This is a genomic window from Bacteroidetes bacterium GWF2_43_63 (assembly GCA_001769275.1).
Taxonomy (GTDB): domain Bacteria; phylum Bacteroidota; class Bacteroidia; order Bacteroidales; family DTU049; genus GWF2-43-63.
The window spans coordinates 22912-41771 of sequence record MEOQ01000043.1 but is presented as its reverse complement, the minus strand read 5'-3'; the positions used below and the strand labels follow the sequence as shown (position 1 = coordinate 41771).

The window sequence follows — 18860 nt, the reverse complement described above, 5'->3', positions numbered from 1 at the left end:
GTTAATCCTGCTGCAAAAGTAATCTGAAATTATAAGATTGATGTTCCGAAGTGACTTTTATCAGGTACACCCCATTGTTGAGGCCGCGCAGCGTGTAGGTCTCACCTGATTGGTAACGGTCCGAAACAACATGCATTCCCTGCAGATTAAAAATATCAATCCGGCATTCATATTCATCGGGAATTTCAATGCGGAAAGAACCCCGGCATGGATTCGGATAAAGTTTTGCATCAACGGATTCTGCGGATAGAGCTGGGGTGTAGTGAATATAGTCGGCATCATTGAAAGTGCCATCTGCGCTGATCTTCACAAGAAAAATATTATTTACACCAGGCCCGAAACTTTTTGTTGTACCAATAAAAGCCAGACCTCCGTCGGCCGCAAAGTCAAGATCCATTCCTTCTTCATCCTGCAGGGCTCCAAAATATCTGTAATTCACCCAGCCGGCACTATCGCGCCAGAAGCCGACATCGCTGTTTCCGAAACCAAAATAGTATGGAAAAATTCCTCCGGTAAAATAGTAATTGTTACTGCTGTCAATTATTCCTCTGCGAATATTTTTAAGATAATAGGGTGGCTGAAACAATTCCCACATAAACGATCCTGCAGATGAAAGAAACCCGTACCAGAGCCGGTATACAGAGCCCGTATCGGGTTTCATGTCGCCTGAATAAACAATGCGCTGATAGATGTCTTCGAACAGACAATTGATGAGAAAATCTGCTGAATCGATCACAGGAGCCCACGTCCATACAGTGTCCATATTGTAGTCAAAGCGCCAGATCCGGCTCATATTGCTGTCTGCAGCGGCTGAATAACTATGCGTAGCCAGCAGAATATTGTTGTTTGAAGCGGTGTCAAGATAAACGCCTTTGTCGTTGAACCCGCAGTCAATGCGACGGTACTGTATGGAATCACCGGTGCTGCCGTTTAATTTATAAAGCATTACATCCTGGCCGAGAGTGTCGTAACCCATGGATAATCCGGTAACCCAGACATTTCCATCATTGTCCGAAACAGAACAATAGCCAGCGTCCCAGACATTTGTACCGAAAGTCTTTTCCCAAAGCAGGTTGCCCGATAAACTGACGCGGGCAGCAAAAGCAGAATAGTCGGTTCCCTGCAAAGCAGTACCAGTAATCACAACAGAAGTGTCGTCGTGTCTGGCGAGATTTTCGGCCGAAGACAATGTGTAGTTGAGAAAATATTTTTCCCATAAAATAGTTCCTGCCGAATCGACTTTAAACAGCCAGGCCGAGGATTGACCACCGATGGTTTGTCTGTTTCCAAGCAGGATGTAGGTGGAATCACTGAAGGCAACAATTCCTTTTCCTTCATTGAATGTGCCCTCCATGCCATACGTCCGGATGAAAGCACTCTGACAAAAAGCAGTTGCAGCAACCAGTAACAATAAGATGCTACAATAGACTCGCATGATTGGTGAATTTATAAATTATTTTTCCAGTGACATTATACGACAGATTCCTGCTGATATTTAAAACAGACAACATGGAAGGGAAATCAAGTTGCACCGAAAAATGATCGGCCAACACAAACTCCAGCCCGAGTCCCGCATTGAATGAACTGTATCCGCCGTATTTCATTGGCAGCGAAATTCTGAATCCCGTTGAAATGGGCCATGATGGCCGCAATTGCATGTATGGGAAAAACCCGGGCAGATTGTAATAAAGTACATTCAGGTCTGTTCTGAGTTTTCCTGTTTCTTTGCTGCATTCACCTGTAATAAGCAGTGGGAGCGAAATTGCGGAGTTTGCTGTGTCGCCTTTCAAGCTGAATCCCTGCTCGAAATTTTCAAGTTCCTGATCAACAACTGCGCTGAAATTGGAAAGGTCTGATACTTCAACGCCTGTAAAATACATCAGGGTGTCGCGATGCGAATTAATGGTGTTTTTATTCAGCCACACGCGACCGATATTGGCTGCAGACACGCTCCATTCAAACCCTCCGTTGCTTCCTTCTATTCCTAGCTCAGAGCTAAATCCGACACCTTTCACGAACGTTGGTCCGCCTGCACGCATGTAATCACCATTGAGATTCAAAGCAAGGCTGTCGGCGGCCTGCGATGTAAAAAAATCCGATCCCGAAAAATCAAAACCGGCACAGGAATACATGGCAACCGGTCCGACAGCTGCATGTATTTTCATGTCATCGTTGATTTTATAAACAATTCCGCCAGATAACGTCGAGAAATTATATTTGTCCATGGTTGCCGGATCGGCGATGACCTGCTGTCCAACAAGAGAATTGTTGCCGGTAAACACAAGTTGAAAAAGCTCTTTGCTGAAGCCGATTGCAAATAACGATTGGTGTGATCCTGCTATATAAAAAGAATACTTTTTTTTGGAAGGTAATCTGACCTCAATTCTGTTGTTGCTGAAAAATCCAAGATGATTATCAGTGTCAAGAAAATTCAACTCATCCCATTTTGTAGTGGAATCAATATATTTTCCAAAATAAAATTTTCCAAAGAATTCGGTTAACAGTGTTTTGCTTCCAAGTGCATTATCAGAACTGATGCGGATTTCGGGATGTTTGTCGTTTTGCGCGAACGAAACACTCATTATCCAAAACGAAAAAAATAAAAGCAATGCACTTTTCATTCAAGATACAAATTAAACAATCCGGTAACAATTACATCGAATTTGTACCATGGATAAAATTTTACTTTCTGGCCAGCAGTGCCGCCTGTATTAAGCTGTGCATAAATCACGGCTGTTTTGCATTCATACAGATGTGAAGTCTGACTTTCATCCAGAATAATTTTCATTTTAAGAACCGAAGGCGATATAACTTTCCCGCCTGCATCAACAATTCCCGAAGGAATCTCCGTGTCGGGTACTATGCTGTCAACTGTGTTGCCGGCTGCATCTGCAAGAAAAATTTTAAACGACGCTGATAATGGGAAACCGTTGCTTATGTCGAGAAACAATTCGGATTGCGTGATAAAACTTTCGGATTTATTCAGTTCATAATCGATGGTGTCGGAAAGCGTTAGTCCCTGAATGGCAATATTCATCGGTATTTCGGCGTGTATTCTGCCGCGGAGTCCCTGCCCGTAATAAACGAAATCATTTCCGGTCGACACATTCCCAAGCGGATTCATGGTTCCGCTCAAACTATAAGTGATTTCCTCCGGAAGATTTTCGAAAAAAGCTTCAACATTGGATGTATTAAAGTTCATTGAAAAGGTAGATGGGGTCACGTTCCCGGAATATATCGGATTTTCCGTGGCACGCGTCAGGTTGATGGGTTCCCCGATCCAATCTGATGTGAGAGCAATGTCGGTGAGTCCGTGACCGCTGAGTTCATTGATTGTGAATGTAGCATCGGCACCGAGATAATTTTCCATTGTGAGTGTCATGGCAATGTTGCTCATGTCGAGATAGTCAATACCAAGGTCCTCCATGAATGGGAAATTTTCAGTGGAAGTTGAGCTCACAACATGCTGTCCGAAATACCCTCTGGCATAATCAATCACAATGTCTTTGAACTCAACAAGAATGTCAATACTGTCGTTGAAATTTACCACCACGTTGGAAGTTGCGAGTGGATTGGCGTAGATTTTAATGGTTGATTTAAGGGAGTTGCAGTGCATATATGACTGTCGCAGATCGAGGTACATCCCGCTTACGTCGAATTGTGTTTCGAGAAATTCACCGGTCACCGGATAACTGGGAACTGTACCGCTAACAACAACAGGAGCGCCATTCAGGAGGGAATTGTCAAGTGAATATTCAATATATGCAGCATCACCCACATAATTGTAGGCACGGATATTTAATGTGCCGCTCTTGATGCGCATGTCGGTCAGCAACGCACCTCCGAGGTCATAGTATTTGCTTTCGGTTTTTTCTATTACCAATGTACCTGGCGGGACAGTCACTCCGATAGGCATTATGTAATGCGAGTAATAGAGCGAATCCGGCATGTTGACAAAGGTGTCAGTAGTGATATTGAAAAGATCAAAATCAAGGACAAATGTGAGACTGGTATCTGGATTTTCAATCAACATGCTGTCGGCAATGAAATCATTCACTCCAAGCGAAGTGCGAAATACCGGTGTGCGCACATCCACATCCCATGAAGGATCTTTGGCACAGGAAGCAACAATGCCTGCCACGCAAAAAATCAATACCAGTTGCCGGATTGAAAACTTCATGAGATAATTTTACTGATAGACAAAGATAATCAATTAGATGTTGCACTGGGTGTTAATTGTGTTATTGCACAACGTACAATGAATATAGCATGGTAGCGTCTTATTCAACCTCTCTGCGAGGCTGTCTCAAAATTTTACTTCAGAGCAAAAACAACATTCCACCGTCCGATGCGACGAAGGAGCTGAAGGACATGGAACCGTTGTTTTTGCTATTGTTACGACGGTTCCATGTTCCGGCTCAAAAGCATGGAAGAATTCCAAATCACCGGCCGTAACGGTGGAATGTCGTAACAAACCGGTATTTCGAGACAGCCTTCTGTCGTGATTACTATCGAGTGCGTTGAAGAAGCACAACGCATAAGGCCTTAACTTCTCACCATTGAACTGTCACGCTGAGCCCCGCAGCTGTCACATTGAGCGGAGTCGAAATGTCGGCAGCGGGATAAACTCCGTCGAAGCGTAAAATGGCGGGATAAACCCCGCCGAAGGTCACTACTCACCACTCTTACTCCTCACTTCTTACTCCTTACCACTTATTCCTTACCACTTATTCCTCACTCCTTCCCGCAGTATGGCTTCAAATCATGAAATACCACTTCAATGTTTTGTACATAAAAAGATCGCTTTTTTCTTGCCCAGAAAAACACTTTTATGCTTAAGTCTTTTGCATTTAGATCGGGCGGAATAAGCTCGAATGTCCACACGAAAGTTTCCTTGCCGCCCGATGTAATCGGCTCTACATTCATCGATGCGTTGACCAAAACATTTTCTCCTGACATCAGTGAAGCACAGATCATCAGATCGTTCGGGAAACGGTTGCTCGCAGAGGCTTTGAACAGCACCTCGCCGGAAAAGGGGAATGCGGTATCCGGAATATTTATTTCAAACAAATTATGAAACTCGGCCCCATCAGCTGGCTGGATGTTTTTTTCAGTATAAACAAAATCATCTTCATCAGTATTTATTGCAGTGGGCTTCTCTGGAATGCGCTCTGGCAGACCTTTTATGGCGTTTTCGTAATCGGGTTGTTGCAGCAATAGCCAATATGCCGGCTGAGGGTGCAGGTGCCCGAATGAAAATAGGTAGGATTTTTTGGTCATCGAATCCCAATGAATGGCTCCGTATCTGTATTGCAATGTCTGAAAATATCCATGAGCAATAAAAACCAGACATGCCGCAATACAAATCCATTTCAATGCTTTTCCCTGTCGGAAAAAGTAGGAAATAATTGCTGCGAGAGGAATGGCCATAAGTGCAAAAATATCAATCATAGCGCGGATACCGTAACCCCCGCCATACCACCAGCACCACCAGGAAAAAGCGATATACATGAACACCAGCAGAAATGCAAGAACCGACAATTGCAAGCTGCGCAATTCTTTTCTCATAAAAAATATTCCTGTTGTTGCCAGGAGCATTATTGGAGAATAGATATACCAACCCTTACGGAAGCCAAAAAGAGCTTCGGCAAAATGAAAATTTCCAAAATAGAACTTCTCATCGTATGAATTGATAAAGAAACTGCCACTCTGCATTTTCCAGTACAGCAGCTGCGGTGCCCACACCACCAGACCGCACAGCGCAATAATTAAAAGTTTTGGCCATATACGGATGAATAGCTGAATCCGGGTTTTGAAATCAGACCACGACAGAATGTTCCACAGAAAAGGGAAGAGGATAATTAGTCCGTTCGGGGGTCTCACCAGTGTGATAATGCCGTATATAAGCCCGATCAGCACTGTGTTCCCCAAGTCAGGTTTTTTCAGCCATCGGTCATTTACATACAAAAAAAGTGCAATGAGCGCGAAATTGTACACATGCGACATGCCTGGTTCCAGTGTGGAATAGTAGAAGAGGTTCGTTGCAAAAACAATCAGTAAAAGACAAAGACCTGTTATCAGCGGAGAAAAATACTGACGCAGCAATTTTCGCGTCATGATAAGCCCGAGCAATAAAAACACAATGGCAGCAAACGAAATGGCGCTGCGGTATGCCGATGAATATCCATCGGCCTTACCTCCCGAGGCCAGCTCAAAACCGTGTGCTGCAAAGAAAAATGGGCTGTACAAAATGGACATGCCCATCGTTGTTTTAATAACATAATTCCCGTTGTCGAGCTTTACAGGCCAGAACCGGTCAGAATAATTCTGACTGGTATCGTTCATGAAATCCAACGAAATATCGTGGTGAATGAAGGTTGCCGGGAGATAGGCATAATAAGAAATTACATCATTTTCGATGACTCTCTTTTGCCAGGCTGTCGTCCAGAATTTGAATCCCATGGCTGCAGCAATAGTAAAAATAATAACTGCATTGGGAAACCAGCTAAGCTTTGGCTTTTCATGAAGGGCGCCAGAAAAATTCATATCTCAGAATGGTAAAAAGGATTTTGAAACCGTCGGACGACTTTAGTTTTTTGCCTTCACGCACACTGCGTGGACGATACATGACCGGCACTTCCGCAATGTTGTTCTTTTTTATTTTCAATGCTTTTATCATTACCTCGGCTTCGAAACCGAAACGTTTTGATCGGATGGGTATTTTCTCAAGCAGGTTTCGGTGTATCAGCTTATGACCACAAGCGATGTCGGTGAGTTTTGCGTTCGAAAGAAATGAAACCAGAAACGTAAAAAAGCGATTGGCAAAATACCGTTTGTAGCTGATCACCGGCCGTACGATTCCCGGCAGGTAGCGCGATCCGTTTACAAATTCAATTTTCAGTTCAATCAGAGCATCAAGCATGCGCGGGATATCGCTTGGCGACAGCTCTGAATCGGCATCCTGAATAAAAATCAGATCGCCGTGACTCAGTTCAAATCCTTTTTTTACCGATGCGCCCTTTCCCATATTTTTTTCATTCCGGTGGACAATCAAATCGGGATAGGTTGTCTTCAAATCTTTCAGAATATACGGGGTGTGATCTTTTGAGCAATCATCAACAACAATTACTTCAGCTTTCGCAATTTCGGCAGGAAACTTCAGTGCGTACACTTCGGAAAGTGTATCTGCAATGTACTTTTCTTCGTTGAAGGCAGGTATGATTACTGAAAGTGTCATTGGGTGTTCCGGACTTTATTTTGCAAACCTAATTGTTTTTTTGGATATCTGCTTTTTGTTTCTGATGTATAACGCTGAATTCTGAGATTGCTGCACTCAAAAATCAATATCCGTATTTATCTTTCCAGCGCGATTGTAGAAACTTACGCAAATCCTCTTCCCGTGCGGTTTTACCGGGAGCATAAAATTTAGTTCCTTTTATTTTTTCAGGAAGAAATTCCTGATTTACGAAGTTATTCTCAAAGTCGTGGGCGTACTGATATTCTTTTCCGTAGTTCAGTTCTTTCATCAGTTTGGTTGGTGCATTGCGCAAATGGAGCGGCACCGGAAGATCTCCGGTTTTTCGCACATGCTCAAGAGCCGCATCAATTCCCAGGTACGTTGCATTGCTTTTTGCCGAAGAAGCAAGATATACAGCACATTCGGCAAGGATAATTCTCGATTCGGGCCACCCAATTTTATGAACTGCATCGAAGCAGGCATTGGCCATCAACAGTGCATTGGGATTGGCAAGTCCGATATCTTCCGCTGCTAAAATAAGCATACGGCGGGCAATAAATTTGGGTTCTTCGCCGCCCTCAATCAGTCGCGCCATCCAATACAATGCAGCATTCGGATCGCTGCCACGCACCGATTTGATGAATGCTGAAATAATGTCGTAGTGCATTTCTCCCGACTTATCGAAGCGCGCCAGATTGTTTTGAATTACACTTGCAACTTTGTCGTTGGAAATTTCAGCCGTATTGTTTTTCAAACTATTTTCAACAACCAGTTGCAGCGCGTTGTACAGCTTTCGCGCATCACCACCCGAAAAGCGATACAGCGTATCTGTTTCTTTTACTGTGAGTGAAATGCCTTGACTCTTGTAATATTCAATTGCTTTTTCCAGCAAAATATTCAAATGTTCCTTCGACAGTGATTCAAGTACATACACCTGACAACGAGAGAGCAGGGGGCTGATGACTTCGAACGAAGGATTCTCGGTGGTTGCACCAATCAGAGTGACAGTGCCACGTTCAACGGCCGCCAGCAGACTGTCCTGCTGTGATTTGCTGAAGCGATGAATTTCATCAATGAACAATATTGGACTTTGCTCGTTTGCAGCTGCAGCAATCACTTCGCGTACTTCCTTCACGCCGCTGCTGATGGCGCTGAGCTGATAATATTTGCGTTTCAGCACGTTTGCGATCAGCAATGCAAGTGTGGTTTTGCCCACCCCGGGCGGTCCCCAGAGAATCATGGAGCTGATGGCATTGTTGTCGAGCATGCGACTGATGATGCCTTCAGGCCCCATAAGTTTTTCCTGACCGACATAATCGTCGGCATTCAGCGGTCTCAATATTTCTGCCAGCGGGCGCGAATCCATATTTTACATTTCCTTTTTTGTCATATTGAGCGGAGTCGAAATATGAGCAAAAAACACGATAATTACTAAATAGCTGTATTCTTCGTCGGAGTTTATCCTGCTGTTGACACTTCGACGGAGTTTATTCTGCGGACCGCAGGGCTCAGTGTGACAGCAGGCAGGGCTCAGGATGACAGCTTAAATTAATCCTGTGACCTTAACGCTACTGATTATTCAGAATCTTCATGAACTCATCCATATTCGGAGTCAGAATAATTTCGGTGCGGCGGTTTTTCTGTCTTGCCTCGCTGTTGCTTGCAGGATCGATCGGGAAATATTCGCCACGACCAGCAGAAGTAATGCGCTGTGGATTTACTCCTTTATTGTCGAGAATTATTTTTGTAACGCTGGTGGCACGCATTACACTGAGATCCCAGTTGTCTTTGACCTGGCCGCTGCCTTTGTAAGGAACATTGTCGGTATGACCTTCTACCATGATGTAGATATCCGGATTGTCAGCCAATACATTCGACAGTTTCATGATGGCATCTTTACCTTTGGCATTCACTGTCCAGCTGCCGGAAGCAAACAATAGTGACTCGTCAAGAGAAACATAGATTTTTCCGTCTTTTTCAATGATCGTGAGACCATTGTTTTCGAAACCTTTGAGCGCAATAGTGAGCTTGTTGCGCAGCTCTTTCATCACGCTGTCTTTTTTATTGATGATGGATTCCAGTTCTGTAATCCTTTTTTCTTTCAACAACAAATCGGCCTGCATCTGGTCGAGGTTCTGCTTACGCAGATTAAGTTCGTTTTCCAGTTTTTTCAGTTCGGCTTCTTTGATGGAAAGCTGTTCTTGAGTGAGCTGCAGTTCGGTGCTTATTTTCTGTGTTTCCGAAGCATTCATACGCAGAAGTTGTTCGTATTTGCTGTTCAGCTCTTCATACAAGCTATTGACTTTATCGTATTGACTGGTCATTTTGCGGAGCGAGATGCCGGTGATGGTAGTATCGCGTTCCAACGCAGTGAGCTGCTTGTTCATGGTGGCAATCTTCTCGTTGAGTTCCGTGCTTGTTGCGCTCATTTTATCGAAATCGGCACGCATGGTTGCGAGCTCCGACTCTGCTTTTTCACGTCTGGCTTTTTCATCCTGCATCTGTCGGGCAGGAACACAGGACACAATAAATGCAGAAAGGATAACAGCTGTAAGCAATAATGTTTTAATTTTCATGGATGCAGAATTTGAAGTAAAAGTACAAAATTATTGAATGCTGGAAGTTGGACTTCGTAATTGATTTATAAACAAGTGAATCTGAAAAGAAAAACGGCTGAATGATAATTCATTCAGCCGTTTAAAAATATTTAAGAAGTTGTTACAACTTAATCTTTCTTCACAATATTGGGCAACTCAAGTCCAAGACCTTTTACCCTGTCAACCCTTTTCAGTAAAAGGCCGAGGAAAAATGCAGCTACACCCAAACATGCCAGCATAATCAAAGGCATGGTGTAGTCATAGGATACGGCAGCTTGTTCAGCAGTAATTACCCCGGCATCAAGATCGGCAACCACCTGTGGATTTGAGCTGTCAAGGATTTTTCCAATCAGCATTGGGAATAGCCATAAGCCGATATTTTGGATCCAGAAAATAAGTGCATAAGCAGACCCAATCACTTTCTGATCAACCAATTTCGGCACACTGGGCCACAATGAAGCAGGCACCAACGAAAATGAAGCGCCGAGAACTAAAATTGTGAGATAAGCAATCAAAACACCGCCAATGGCATTTCCAGCAAACATGGGTAAAATAAAGGCGAAAGTCAAATGGCAGGCAATTAATAAAAGAGAGCCGATCATCAGCATAGAAGCGGCTTTCCCTTTTGTATCGATATATTTTCCGAGAATAGGGGTGATGCCAACAGCCAGAAGAGGAAATACGGCAAAAATGGTTTCAGCCGATTGACGCATGTAGCCCATGTAACAGAAAATAATAAGACTGACTATCGAAATTATCAGCAACGTATATTTTAATGCGCCTTTGCTGAAGTTGCTTGCGAAAGCAGCAGCAGCAACCACCAGCATAATGCCATATTGAATAACGGTGATGGTATTTGAGGCCCAAAAAGACCCTTCTTCTATTCCGGAAAAGGTTAAATTGCATTGGAGCATATTAACCGCGTATTTCTGGAATGGGAAAATGGCAGAATAATAGAGAACGCATAGCAGAGCGACTAACCAGAAACCGGTGCTTGATAAAATTTTTCCAATATCCTTGATTTTGAATGGCTCATCCTTTTCTTCAGATTCTTTTGTTTGTGCATCTAATTTCTTATCCAAAAAGAAATAAACGATAAACATGATCAGAGCAATCATCAGTAAGAGAACACCAAAAGCCACTGAACGCGACACATCAACTTTTCCACCGAGGTTCGCAAAAACGGGTGAGAAAATCATAACGGTAGCTACGCCCAGACGAGCCAGGGCCATTTCCGAACCCATTGCCATTGCCAGTTCTTTGCCTTTAAACCATTTTACAATACCGCGGGAAACAGTAATACCAGCCATTTCAACACCGCAGCCGAAAATCATGAAGCCAACAGCGGCAAATTTTGCAGAGGCCGGCATTCCTTCGTAAAACGGAGCAATTCCCAGTTCATTAAATCCGGGAATGTAATTGAGATTATTTGTAAACCAGGTCTCCAGGCCACTTCCCATAAATGACTCTGTGACGGCATACCAGTTTATAGCTGCTCCTGCAATCATTACCAGGCCAGATAAAATGGCAGTGAAACGCACACCCATTCTGTCAAGAATAATACCTGCAAAAATCAGGAAGAAGATAAAGACATTTAAAAATGTTTCCGATCCCTGCATGGTGCCAAAGGCGGTAGAGTCCCAGCCGCGGGTGGATTGCATCAGGTCTTTGATTGGTGATAGAATGTCCATAAAAATATATGAACAAAACATGGCGAATGCCAGTAATACCAATGCCGTCCATCGGATTGCCGGATTGTCTCTCAGAGTTTTTTGTGTACTTTCAACCATTTGTAGTAGTTTTTATTTTGAGCGGCCAAATTATTAAAAATACCAATGCAAGGGCTTAAAAAGTTGCCCTGTCTGTCAAATGTTATCAACATAAGACAATGGTAAAAAAGTCAATGTTTATTGATTAATGGTCAAGCTGTGTTGATAAAACGCAAAAGAGTTTAGCTTAAAAAATCTTCACCACCAGCTTGGTTGAAAAATACTCCTCGCTGAAGAAACCCGAAATTGGCGCAACGCTATATGGGTAACGTGATCCGGACATCTCCGCATCGATATCTCCGCCCTTGAGATAAATAATCTTGGGTTGATTTCCTTTGGGCTTTCGGGTGACGCGATTGCGAACGAGCTCCATGAATTTTGGTAAATCGGTCACAGCGCGGCTTACAACAATGTCCCACTGACCTTTCATTTCTTCGGCGCGAACCTGAATGGCTTCAACATTTTTTAAATCCAGCGCTGAAACAACTTCGTTGACAACCTTAATTTTTTTTCCGGTGGAATCAACAAGCGTGAATTGTACTTCCGGATAAAAAATTGCCAGTGGAATTCCCGGAAAACCGCCACCAGTGCCGACATCGAGAATGCGCATTCCCGGAGTGAACGGAAAAACCTTCGCAATGGCCAGCGAATGCAGCACATGATGCAGATAAAAAAGCTCCATGTCTTTGCGTGAGATTACATTGATTTTGCTGTTCCAATCGTTGTAAAGCGGCTCCAGCTGCTCGAATTGAGAAATCTGCAAATCTGTAAGACCGGGAAAATATTTTTTAATGAGTTCCATGTGCGCTGATAAAACTATTCAACGTCGAACAATGGAATGCGCTCAGCCCTGTAGTAATGCGACTTGTAATAAGCGCTGCTGAGATAATCGTAACGAACTCCGCCGTTGCAGGCTGAGTGTAAAAACACAACCTGTCCGTCTTTGACTTCTACAACCATTCCAACATGACCAATGCCAACGCGGCGACGCTGTGTGTTTACAAAAAACAAAATGTCGCCCGGCTGCAGTGTGCTGTCCGGAACTACGCGTCCAGAGCCGGCCATGCCATATGAACTTGGTGAAAGTGTAACGCCGAGGTGCGAAAACATGGTGCTTACATAACCGCTGCAATCGAAGCCTGCACGCGATTTTCCGCCGTAACGATACGGAACGCCAAGAAATGTTTTCGAGTAAGTGATGAGCTCGTTTATAAGACTGTCGCGTACAAAAGTACGTAAGGAAAGACTATCAGCGGGACGTGTTATTTTTGTACTGTCAGGATGAATTTCACTGATGGAGTCAGGGTTCGACAGCATCGCAAGTTCGTCCTGTGCAAAAGCAGACATGCAAAACAAAAATGTCAAAGAAAAAAGAAATCCGAAAAATAGCTTCATGTGCGGGATTTAGTTGAAAAAAAAGAAACCGGCAGAAGTGTTAAGACCCGGTTTCAGGATTATTGCGAAAAACAAAGCTAGGGTTTTTTCCGGAACCGGCCAAATTTAATTTTGTTAAACGCGCTGAAAATGGCTCGTGATAACAAGTTTTCAGAAAGTATAGTGCATATTTTCCCGACGATTCCATGTCCGCAGCAGCGGACGATAGAATGTCGGGAGACCCAACATTCTGGCGTCTGCTTGTCCTGCTCTGTGTATTGGTGCAGACCCGGAATTCCGCCGGCAGGCGGACAAGCTGTTGAGTGCTGGCTTTTCCTGGCGCGGATATGTTATCCGTGACAGGAAGAAACTGGGAGCAAAAACAACATTCCACCGTCCGATGCGACGTAGGAGCTGAAGGACATGGAACCGTTGTTTTTGCTATTGTTACGACGGTTCCATGTTCCGGCCTGTTTAGAAAACCCTCGAAGAGTTCGTAACTCTTCGAGGGTTAATTGTGGCCGGAACGGTGGAATGTGGTAACAACCCGCTATTTTGAGACATCCTCGAAAAATAAGTCGTAAAATGTCCGTGTGACAGGAATTCTTACTTTTGCCAAAAAATTCACCGATGAGAGCACTCCTTCTGTTATTGATTTCCTTTATTTCATCTGTTTCATTTGCGCAGGTAATTCATCCGCCCATCGGAACTACTTCGAAACCGGGCGATGCCGAAATCAAACTCACGCTTATATCGCGCATTCATAGCCACTCTCCGAAGGTGACAGACAATATGGAACGCTACGAAAAGGATATTATTTCGCCAAAGTCCGCCATATTTCTCGAAGAGAAAAACAAGTTTTACATCAACAGTCTCGAAGGTTTTATGACTGTGGTGTTCGATATGAAGACTTTTACAAAAACAAAAAGCATTCATCATGATTTCAATAAATCAAATGCAAATCTGTTTAAGGAAACAACGGTTCTTGGATATGATTTTCTTACAAAGCGCGATGAGCCAAACACCTTTAAGGGAAAGCCGGTCGAATGCTGTCTTTCGAATAATAAAAAATATTTGTGGGTGACATATTATCGTCGCAGCTACGACCCGAATGCCATGGAACCCTCTGCTGTAGCTATTATCGATACTGACAAGGATGAAATCGTTCGCGTGATGCCCACAGGTCCGCTGCCGAAAATGATTGCCGCCTCACCCGATGGGAAGTATGTTGCTGTAACGCATTGGGGTGACAATACCGTCGGAATTATTGATGTTTCATCGGGCGATGCAAGTAAATTCAAATATGTAAAACATCTGGTCGTTGATTATCAGCAAAAGTTTTCTGCATCGCAGAATCATGGGGGCATCGATCGCGACACGCATTGCGGGCTGTGTCTGCGTGGAACTGCATTTACTTCGGACAGTAAATATCTGCTTGTCGGTCGCATGGGTGGAGGTGGAATTTCGGTTTTCGACATGAAGGATTTCAGTTTTAAAAGCACGGTGTTTGGCATGCGCACTAATGTACGACACCTTGTTGTTACAAAAAGTTATTTGTATCTGAGCAGCAACAAGAGCGGTTATGTGCAGAAAACTTCGATTACTGATTTTATAGCATTTGCTGTTAACGCAGATAACAAAGGAAAAAATTACACCGACTGGCAGGAATGCTTTGCCGGAGCTGGTGCGCGCACTATTGAAGTGAGCGACGATGAGAAATATATTTTTGCTGCCTGCAATAATGCAAGTGCCGTCGTGGTAATTCGCGCAAAGGATATGGTGAAGGTGTGCGAAGTCCAGGGCGATTCATATCCGGTCGGACTTGCATTGCGAAAAAATAATTATCTGCTCATTTCCACTTCGCAGGCCCACCCTGGCGTTGGCGGCGGGAATTGCGTCGATATTTATTATGTCAGGTATAATTCGAAATAGTGCTGCAACGTTGAAGGTTTTCTTCAACCTCTCTGCGTCGCGACTTTGTCACGTTTCACGTGAAGCGACCTGTCACGATTGCTATCGTGAGCGTTGAAGAAGCACAATTATTAGCTTCGTTTGGCGTAGTCATTATAGTATAATTTGCTGGTATTAGTCTGGAGACCAATACCAACTGAATTTGTTGAACAGACTACGCCAAAGGGAGTCTCAGCGCACCGACGACTTGGTCGGTACATTCTGCTGATTGCTGATTGCTGACAGCTGATTTAATAAAAATAGATATATTTGTTTCGTAAAACTCTTTAACTATGAAAATCACTGCATACATCTCCCGGTTTCTGCTCGGAATAGTGTTCATTTATTCCGGCTTCGTCAAAGCGGTTGATCCATGGGGATCTCAATTCAAGTTTGAGGATTATTTTATTGCGTTCGGCATGGAGTGGCTGATTCCGCTTGCTCTTACGTTTGCTATATTATTGAGTGCCGCTGAGTTTTTGATTGGTGCAGCTTTTCTTTTTGCCATTAAGCCCAAACTCAGCATCTGGTCAGCTGTTGCATTCATGGCTGTTTTCACACCACTTACACTCTGGCTTGCCCTCTCAAATGCTGTCTCTGACTGCGGCTGCTTCGGCGATGCCCTAATTTTGACCAATTGGGAAACATTTTATAAAAACATTGCCATACTTATTTTATTGCTTCCTGTTTTTTTGTATCGAAAAAAATTCGGTCATTACATGAGCTGCAAGCTCGAGTGGGTGCCGGCTTTCATCTTTGCAGCCGGAATTGTCGTCACCTCTTTTTATGGAATGCGCCACCTTCCTGTAATTGATTTTCTCCCATACAAGCCAGGTCTCTCAATGAAGCCTGATTCAACCATGAAGGACAAATACTTTGTTTCCTATAAAGATAAAACATCAGGCGAAATCAAAGAGTACCCGGCCGATGATTTTCCGTGGGACGATTCAACCTGGGCAGCCAATAATGAATTTGTAAATCAGCGCATAGAGCCGGGTCCGAAGCCGGCCAACCTGATTGTGGCTTTTGACGCGGAAGGTATTGATGTCACAAAAAATGTAATTCTAAATCCTGAGTTTCAGTTTCTTGTTGTAGCTTACGATATTGAAAACATGTCTGACAGAGCGATTGAGAAACTTAATATTCTGGCTGCAGAATGCGCAAAAGACAGTATTGCCATTGCTTTGCTCACCGGTTCTACAGCCGAAGTTGCCGAGAAAGTCCGGCACGAGAGACAGATTCCGGTTGATGTTTATTTCTCAGATGATATTTCTTTGAAAATGTTTATCCGGAACAACCCTGGATTTGTTTTGATGAAAGACGGGTCAATTCTCGATCGTTGGGCCTGGCGCGATCTGCCGGCCTTGAAGGACATTGATCTGAAAGGGCTTGAACAAAAATTTCTTAAGAAGTAACTGTGCTGCGATTTCTGCTCTCCCGCATTGGAAATGGTATTCTCATTCTGTGGGGAGTCGTTACTTTGCTGTTTTTTATTTTTCATGCGTTGCCTTCCGATCCGGCGCGCATGATGCTGGGACAGCGCAGCGACATTTCATCAGAACAGGCGATCCGTAAAGAGTTGGGCCTCGACAAGCCGCTCATGGTGCAGTATTGCATGTATCTGAACGACCTTTCTCCCATTGGATATTTTTCTGATTCCGGGGAAAGTGCGTTCCTACGCAAGGAAGAACAAGGCAAAATGGTAAAGCTGATTCCGTTTGCAGGCGAATCGGGAATCTTCCTGAAAGCGCCCTGGCTGCGGCGTTCATATCAAACGCAAATGACGGTGAGTTCCATGCTCAAATCTGCATTCCCCGCAACGGCGCTGCTGGCCTTTGTTTCCATCATTCTTGCTTTTGTGGCCGGTGTATTTCTTGGTGCAGTTTCGGCTAGATATAAAGGAAAATTCATGGACAAATTTCTGATGGTGACATCGGTACTTGGAATGTCGGTGCCGTCGTTTTTTGCCTCGGTGCTCATTGCATGGCTCTTTGCGTGGGTGCTGGGCGATATCACAGGACTGAATATGTTCGGCAGTTTATACGAAGCCGATGACCTAGGTCGGGGTGAATATATGTCCTTGAAAAATTTAATTCTGCCTGCTTTCACATTGTCGATTCGCCCACTGGCAGTATTTATCAGCCTTTCGCGCAACTCCATTCTCGAAGTTCAGCAGAGTGAATATGTGCGCACTGCTAAAGCTAAGGGGCTTTCAGCAAATAAAGTTTTTCTGCGACACGTTCTGAAAAATTCGCTCAACCCCGTTGTGACATCGGCCAGTGGCTGGTTTGCTTCATTGCTTGCTGGCGCTGTGTTTGTTGAATATGTCTTCGACTGGAAAGGGGTTGGTTATCTGGTGGTACAAAGCCTCGAAAAATACGATCTGCCCGTATTAATGGGCTGTCTGCTCATTATTGCAGTCATGTTTGTCATCATCAACATTTTGCTCGACTTGTGCTACCGCGCGCTCGATCCACGGGTTAAGCTGTAGTAAAATCTAGGAACACTACTTTTATAGAAAAGCCGATGGGGTTATTCCGGCATAGGATGTTTTTGAATTCGGCATATGGGATGTACTTGCTGATTTTTTTGAATGTAATTTTCAAATTATGTTGGAAATTCTGTTTATTCATAATTGAAACTGGTCATTGGTGTAATCTATTTGGAATCGATACTCAAAGCGTAGTATTTTTGCCTCGGATTTGCGAATTCAGATAACAGCTTGAAAATTACCGCAAATCTGTGCTTGTCTGTTCACTTTATACCCCCCTTAATTATACGGCAGATAGGCCTGAATCCCATTGATGAAAGTCAATGGGATTTTTTTACAAAAAAAGTTCGGATATTCCGGTATAAGCATCAGTAGTTCAAATCTGCTGAGACATGCCGATTGCCAATAATTATCGCATCGTCAGACATTTTTATCCATCAGGCAATTTCGAAGAAGCCAGAAGTGGTTAAATAAAAAAACAAGTAATCATAAAATCATATTATGCTAACCTGAGATTGTTCAAATTTCCCCGAAAAATATCAGCAGTAATTTGAAAACAAGCAATTTGAGTTTTGTGTTCAGCACCACAATGTAAACCTGATTTCAAAATTATTTTTCATTATCGAAATATTTTTCACAAAGAATCTGAAATTTCTCAGCCTGTCGGTTTGCCAAGAGTATGTGTTGGTTTATCCATGATGCTGAATTTTTGCGTAGTCTGCTGATGGCGGGTGTAGTTCTTTTGGCTGTACTTATTTGAGAAAATACCTTTGTTTATGTTCTGTGTCAGAGCCCTTCGGCAATTGCATGGACGAAAATATTAAACCGACAGCCAATGAAAAGATTAATTGTAACCAGCATGCTGATTTTGTCTGCATTATTGCTGAAACAATCATTTGCCCAGACACATAGTGAATGGGTCACCTATAAGGGTGAATATGTCTATGTCTCTGAAAGTATGTTTGATCCCGATTTTCCAATTGCTCAGGTTGCGAACAAGACTTTCACCGACTCTGCCTATGTAGATTATTTATCTGCTCATTTGTTCCCATTGCCCGGAGACGGAGATTATGATAAACAGCTGGAGCAATGGTTACTGAACAACAAGAATTATTTTCCTCGTTTTTTATCATCTGGCAATGCTGCATCCGATACGGTGCGGTTTAAAAAGTCCAGAGAATTCTGGATGGAAAAAAATGAACAGCGCATGGTTGAATTATCTGACTCGTACAATCCGACCGATTTTGCGAATGATGATTTCAGTATTCTCTTCGAATCTTTTCCCCGAATGGAAAACTCGGGCGATGAAAATCTGGATCGGGAACTATACAACGATGCGGTTCAGGAATGGATAAGGTTGTATTCGTTTGAAAAATTCCTGATCATTGAGCCGCTGGTTCGCGAATCGGATGAATTACTGAAACTAAAGGAGGGTAAGTAAC

The 18860-nt window shown here is 43.5% G+C and carries 14 protein-coding genes; 4 read left to right on the top strand and 10 right to left on the bottom strand.

Annotation, left to right across the window (positions count from 1 at the left end; all coding sequences use genetic code 11):
* Position 1 precedes the first annotated feature (1 nt).
* The 10 genes from A2W93_15770 to A2W93_15725 form a co-directional block, all read right to left on the bottom strand.
* On the bottom strand, positions 2 to 1354 hold the full coding sequence (locus tag A2W93_15770; GenBank protein ID OFY53126.1) for a hypothetical protein: 1353 nt from the start codon (positions 1352 to 1354) through the stop codon (positions 2 to 4).
* Positions 1355 to 1418: 64 nt separating this feature from the next.
* A complete protein-coding gene (locus A2W93_15765; protein OFY53125.1) occupies positions 1419 to 2621 on the bottom strand; it encodes a hypothetical protein in 1203 nt (400 codons plus the stop codon).
* Entirely contained in the window at positions 2618 to 4180 is a 1563-nt protein-coding gene (locus A2W93_15760; GenBank protein ID OFY53124.1) for a hypothetical protein, read from the bottom strand. The genes A2W93_15765 and A2W93_15760 overlap by 4 nt, the downstream gene beginning before the upstream one ends.
* A gap of 554 nt (positions 4181 to 4734) precedes the next feature.
* On the bottom strand, positions 4735 to 6546 hold the full coding sequence (locus A2W93_15755) for a hypothetical protein (GenBank protein ID OFY53123.1): 1812 nt from the start codon (positions 6544 to 6546) through the stop codon (positions 4735 to 4737).
* Positions 6521 to 7237, bottom strand: coding sequence for a hypothetical protein (locus A2W93_15750; protein ID OFY53122.1), 717 nt, complete (start codon positions 7235 to 7237; stop codon positions 6521 to 6523). Before A2W93_15750 ends, A2W93_15755 begins: the two co-directional genes overlap by 26 nt.
* A 103-nt stretch (positions 7238 to 7340) precedes the next feature.
* Positions 7341 to 8603 carry an AAA family ATPase gene (locus tag A2W93_15745; protein ID OFY53121.1) on the bottom strand — a complete coding sequence of 421 codons (1263 nt, stop codon included), beginning with the start codon at positions 8601 to 8603 and terminating at the stop codon, positions 7341 to 7343.
* 202 nt (positions 8604 to 8805) lie between these two features.
* On the bottom strand, positions 8806 to 9813 hold the full coding sequence (locus A2W93_15740) for a hypothetical protein (GenBank protein ID OFY53120.1): 1008 nt from the start codon (positions 9811 to 9813) through the stop codon (positions 8806 to 8808).
* A gap of 149 nt (positions 9814 to 9962) precedes the next feature.
* A complete protein-coding gene (locus A2W93_15735; GenBank protein OFY53119.1) occupies positions 9963 to 11624 on the bottom strand; it encodes a transporter in 1662 nt (553 codons plus the stop codon).
* Between the two features lie 166 nt (positions 11625 to 11790).
* Entirely contained in the window at positions 11791 to 12405 is a 615-nt protein-coding gene (locus A2W93_15730; protein OFY53118.1) for a 16S rRNA (guanine(527)-N(7))-methyltransferase, read from the bottom strand.
* A gap of 14 nt (positions 12406 to 12419) precedes the next feature.
* Positions 12420 to 12899: a hypothetical protein gene (locus A2W93_15725; GenBank protein ID OFY53175.1), complete on the bottom strand. Its 480-nt coding sequence runs from the start codon at positions 12897 to 12899 to the stop codon at positions 12420 to 12422.
* Between the two features lie 708 nt (positions 12900 to 13607).
* Between A2W93_15725 and A2W93_15720 the strand changes: the two genes are divergently transcribed.
* From A2W93_15720 to A2W93_15705, 4 genes are all read left to right on the top strand, one after another.
* Complete coding sequence (locus tag A2W93_15720; protein ID OFY53117.1) at positions 13608 to 14909, top strand: hypothetical protein; 1302 nt, start codon at positions 13608 to 13610, stop codon at positions 14907 to 14909.
* A gap of 311 nt (positions 14910 to 15220) precedes the next feature.
* A complete protein-coding gene (locus tag A2W93_15715; protein OFY53116.1) occupies positions 15221 to 16342 on the top strand; it encodes a hypothetical protein in 1122 nt (373 codons plus the stop codon).
* A gap of 2 nt (positions 16343 to 16344) precedes the next feature.
* Positions 16345 to 17418, top strand: coding sequence for an ABC transporter permease (locus tag A2W93_15710; GenBank protein OFY53115.1), 1074 nt, complete (start codon positions 16345 to 16347; stop codon positions 17416 to 17418).
* An 835-nt stretch (positions 17419 to 18253) separates the two neighbouring features.
* Positions 18254 to 18859 (top strand): hypothetical protein, encoded by a 606-nt coding sequence (locus A2W93_15705; protein ID OFY53114.1) that lies wholly within the window; start codon positions 18254 to 18256, stop codon positions 18857 to 18859.
* Position 18860 lies beyond the last annotated feature (1 nt).

What these genes read in the sequence shown, in the direction of transcription:
- A2W93_15770 (OFY53126.1), bottom strand. Translation starts at nt 1,354, where the DNA reads ATGGAGGGCACATTCAATGAAGGAAAAGGAATTGTTGCCTTCAGTGAT.
- A2W93_15765 (OFY53125.1), bottom strand. Translation starts at nt 2,621, where the DNA reads ATGAAAAGTGCATTGCTTTTATTTTTTTCGTTTTGGATAATGAGTGTT.
- A2W93_15760 (OFY53124.1), bottom strand. Translation starts at nt 4,180, where the DNA reads ATGAAGTTTTCAATCCGGCAACTGGTATTGATTTTTTGCGTGGCAGGC.
- A2W93_15755 (OFY53123.1), bottom strand. Translation starts at nt 6,546, where the DNA reads ATGAATTTTTCTGGCGCCCTTCATGAAAAGCCAAAGCTTAGCTGGTTT.
- A2W93_15750 (OFY53122.1), bottom strand. Translation starts at nt 7,237, where the DNA reads ATGACACTTTCAGTAATCATACCTGCCTTCAACGAAGAAAAGTACATT.
- A2W93_15745 (OFY53121.1), bottom strand. Translation starts at nt 8,603, where the DNA reads ATGGATTCGCGCCCGCTGGCAGAAATATTGAGACCGCTGAATGCCGAC.
- A2W93_15740 (OFY53120.1), bottom strand. Translation starts at nt 9,813, where the DNA reads ATGAAAATTAAAACATTATTGCTTACAGCTGTTATCCTTTCTGCATTT.
- A2W93_15735 (OFY53119.1), bottom strand. Translation starts at nt 11,624, where the DNA reads ATGGTTGAAAGTACACAAAAAACTCTGAGAGACAATCCGGCAATCCGA.
- A2W93_15730 (OFY53118.1), bottom strand. Translation starts at nt 12,405, where the DNA reads ATGGAACTCATTAAAAAATATTTTCCCGGTCTTACAGATTTGCAGATT.
- A2W93_15720 (OFY53117.1), top strand. Translation starts at nt 13,608, where the DNA reads ATGAGAGCACTCCTTCTGTTATTGATTTCCTTTATTTCATCTGTTTCA.
- A2W93_15715 (OFY53116.1), top strand. Translation starts at nt 15,221, where the DNA reads ATGAAAATCACTGCATACATCTCCCGGTTTCTGCTCGGAATAGTGTTC.
- A2W93_15705 (OFY53114.1), top strand. Translation starts at nt 18,254, where the DNA reads ATGAAAAGATTAATTGTAACCAGCATGCTGATTTTGTCTGCATTATTG.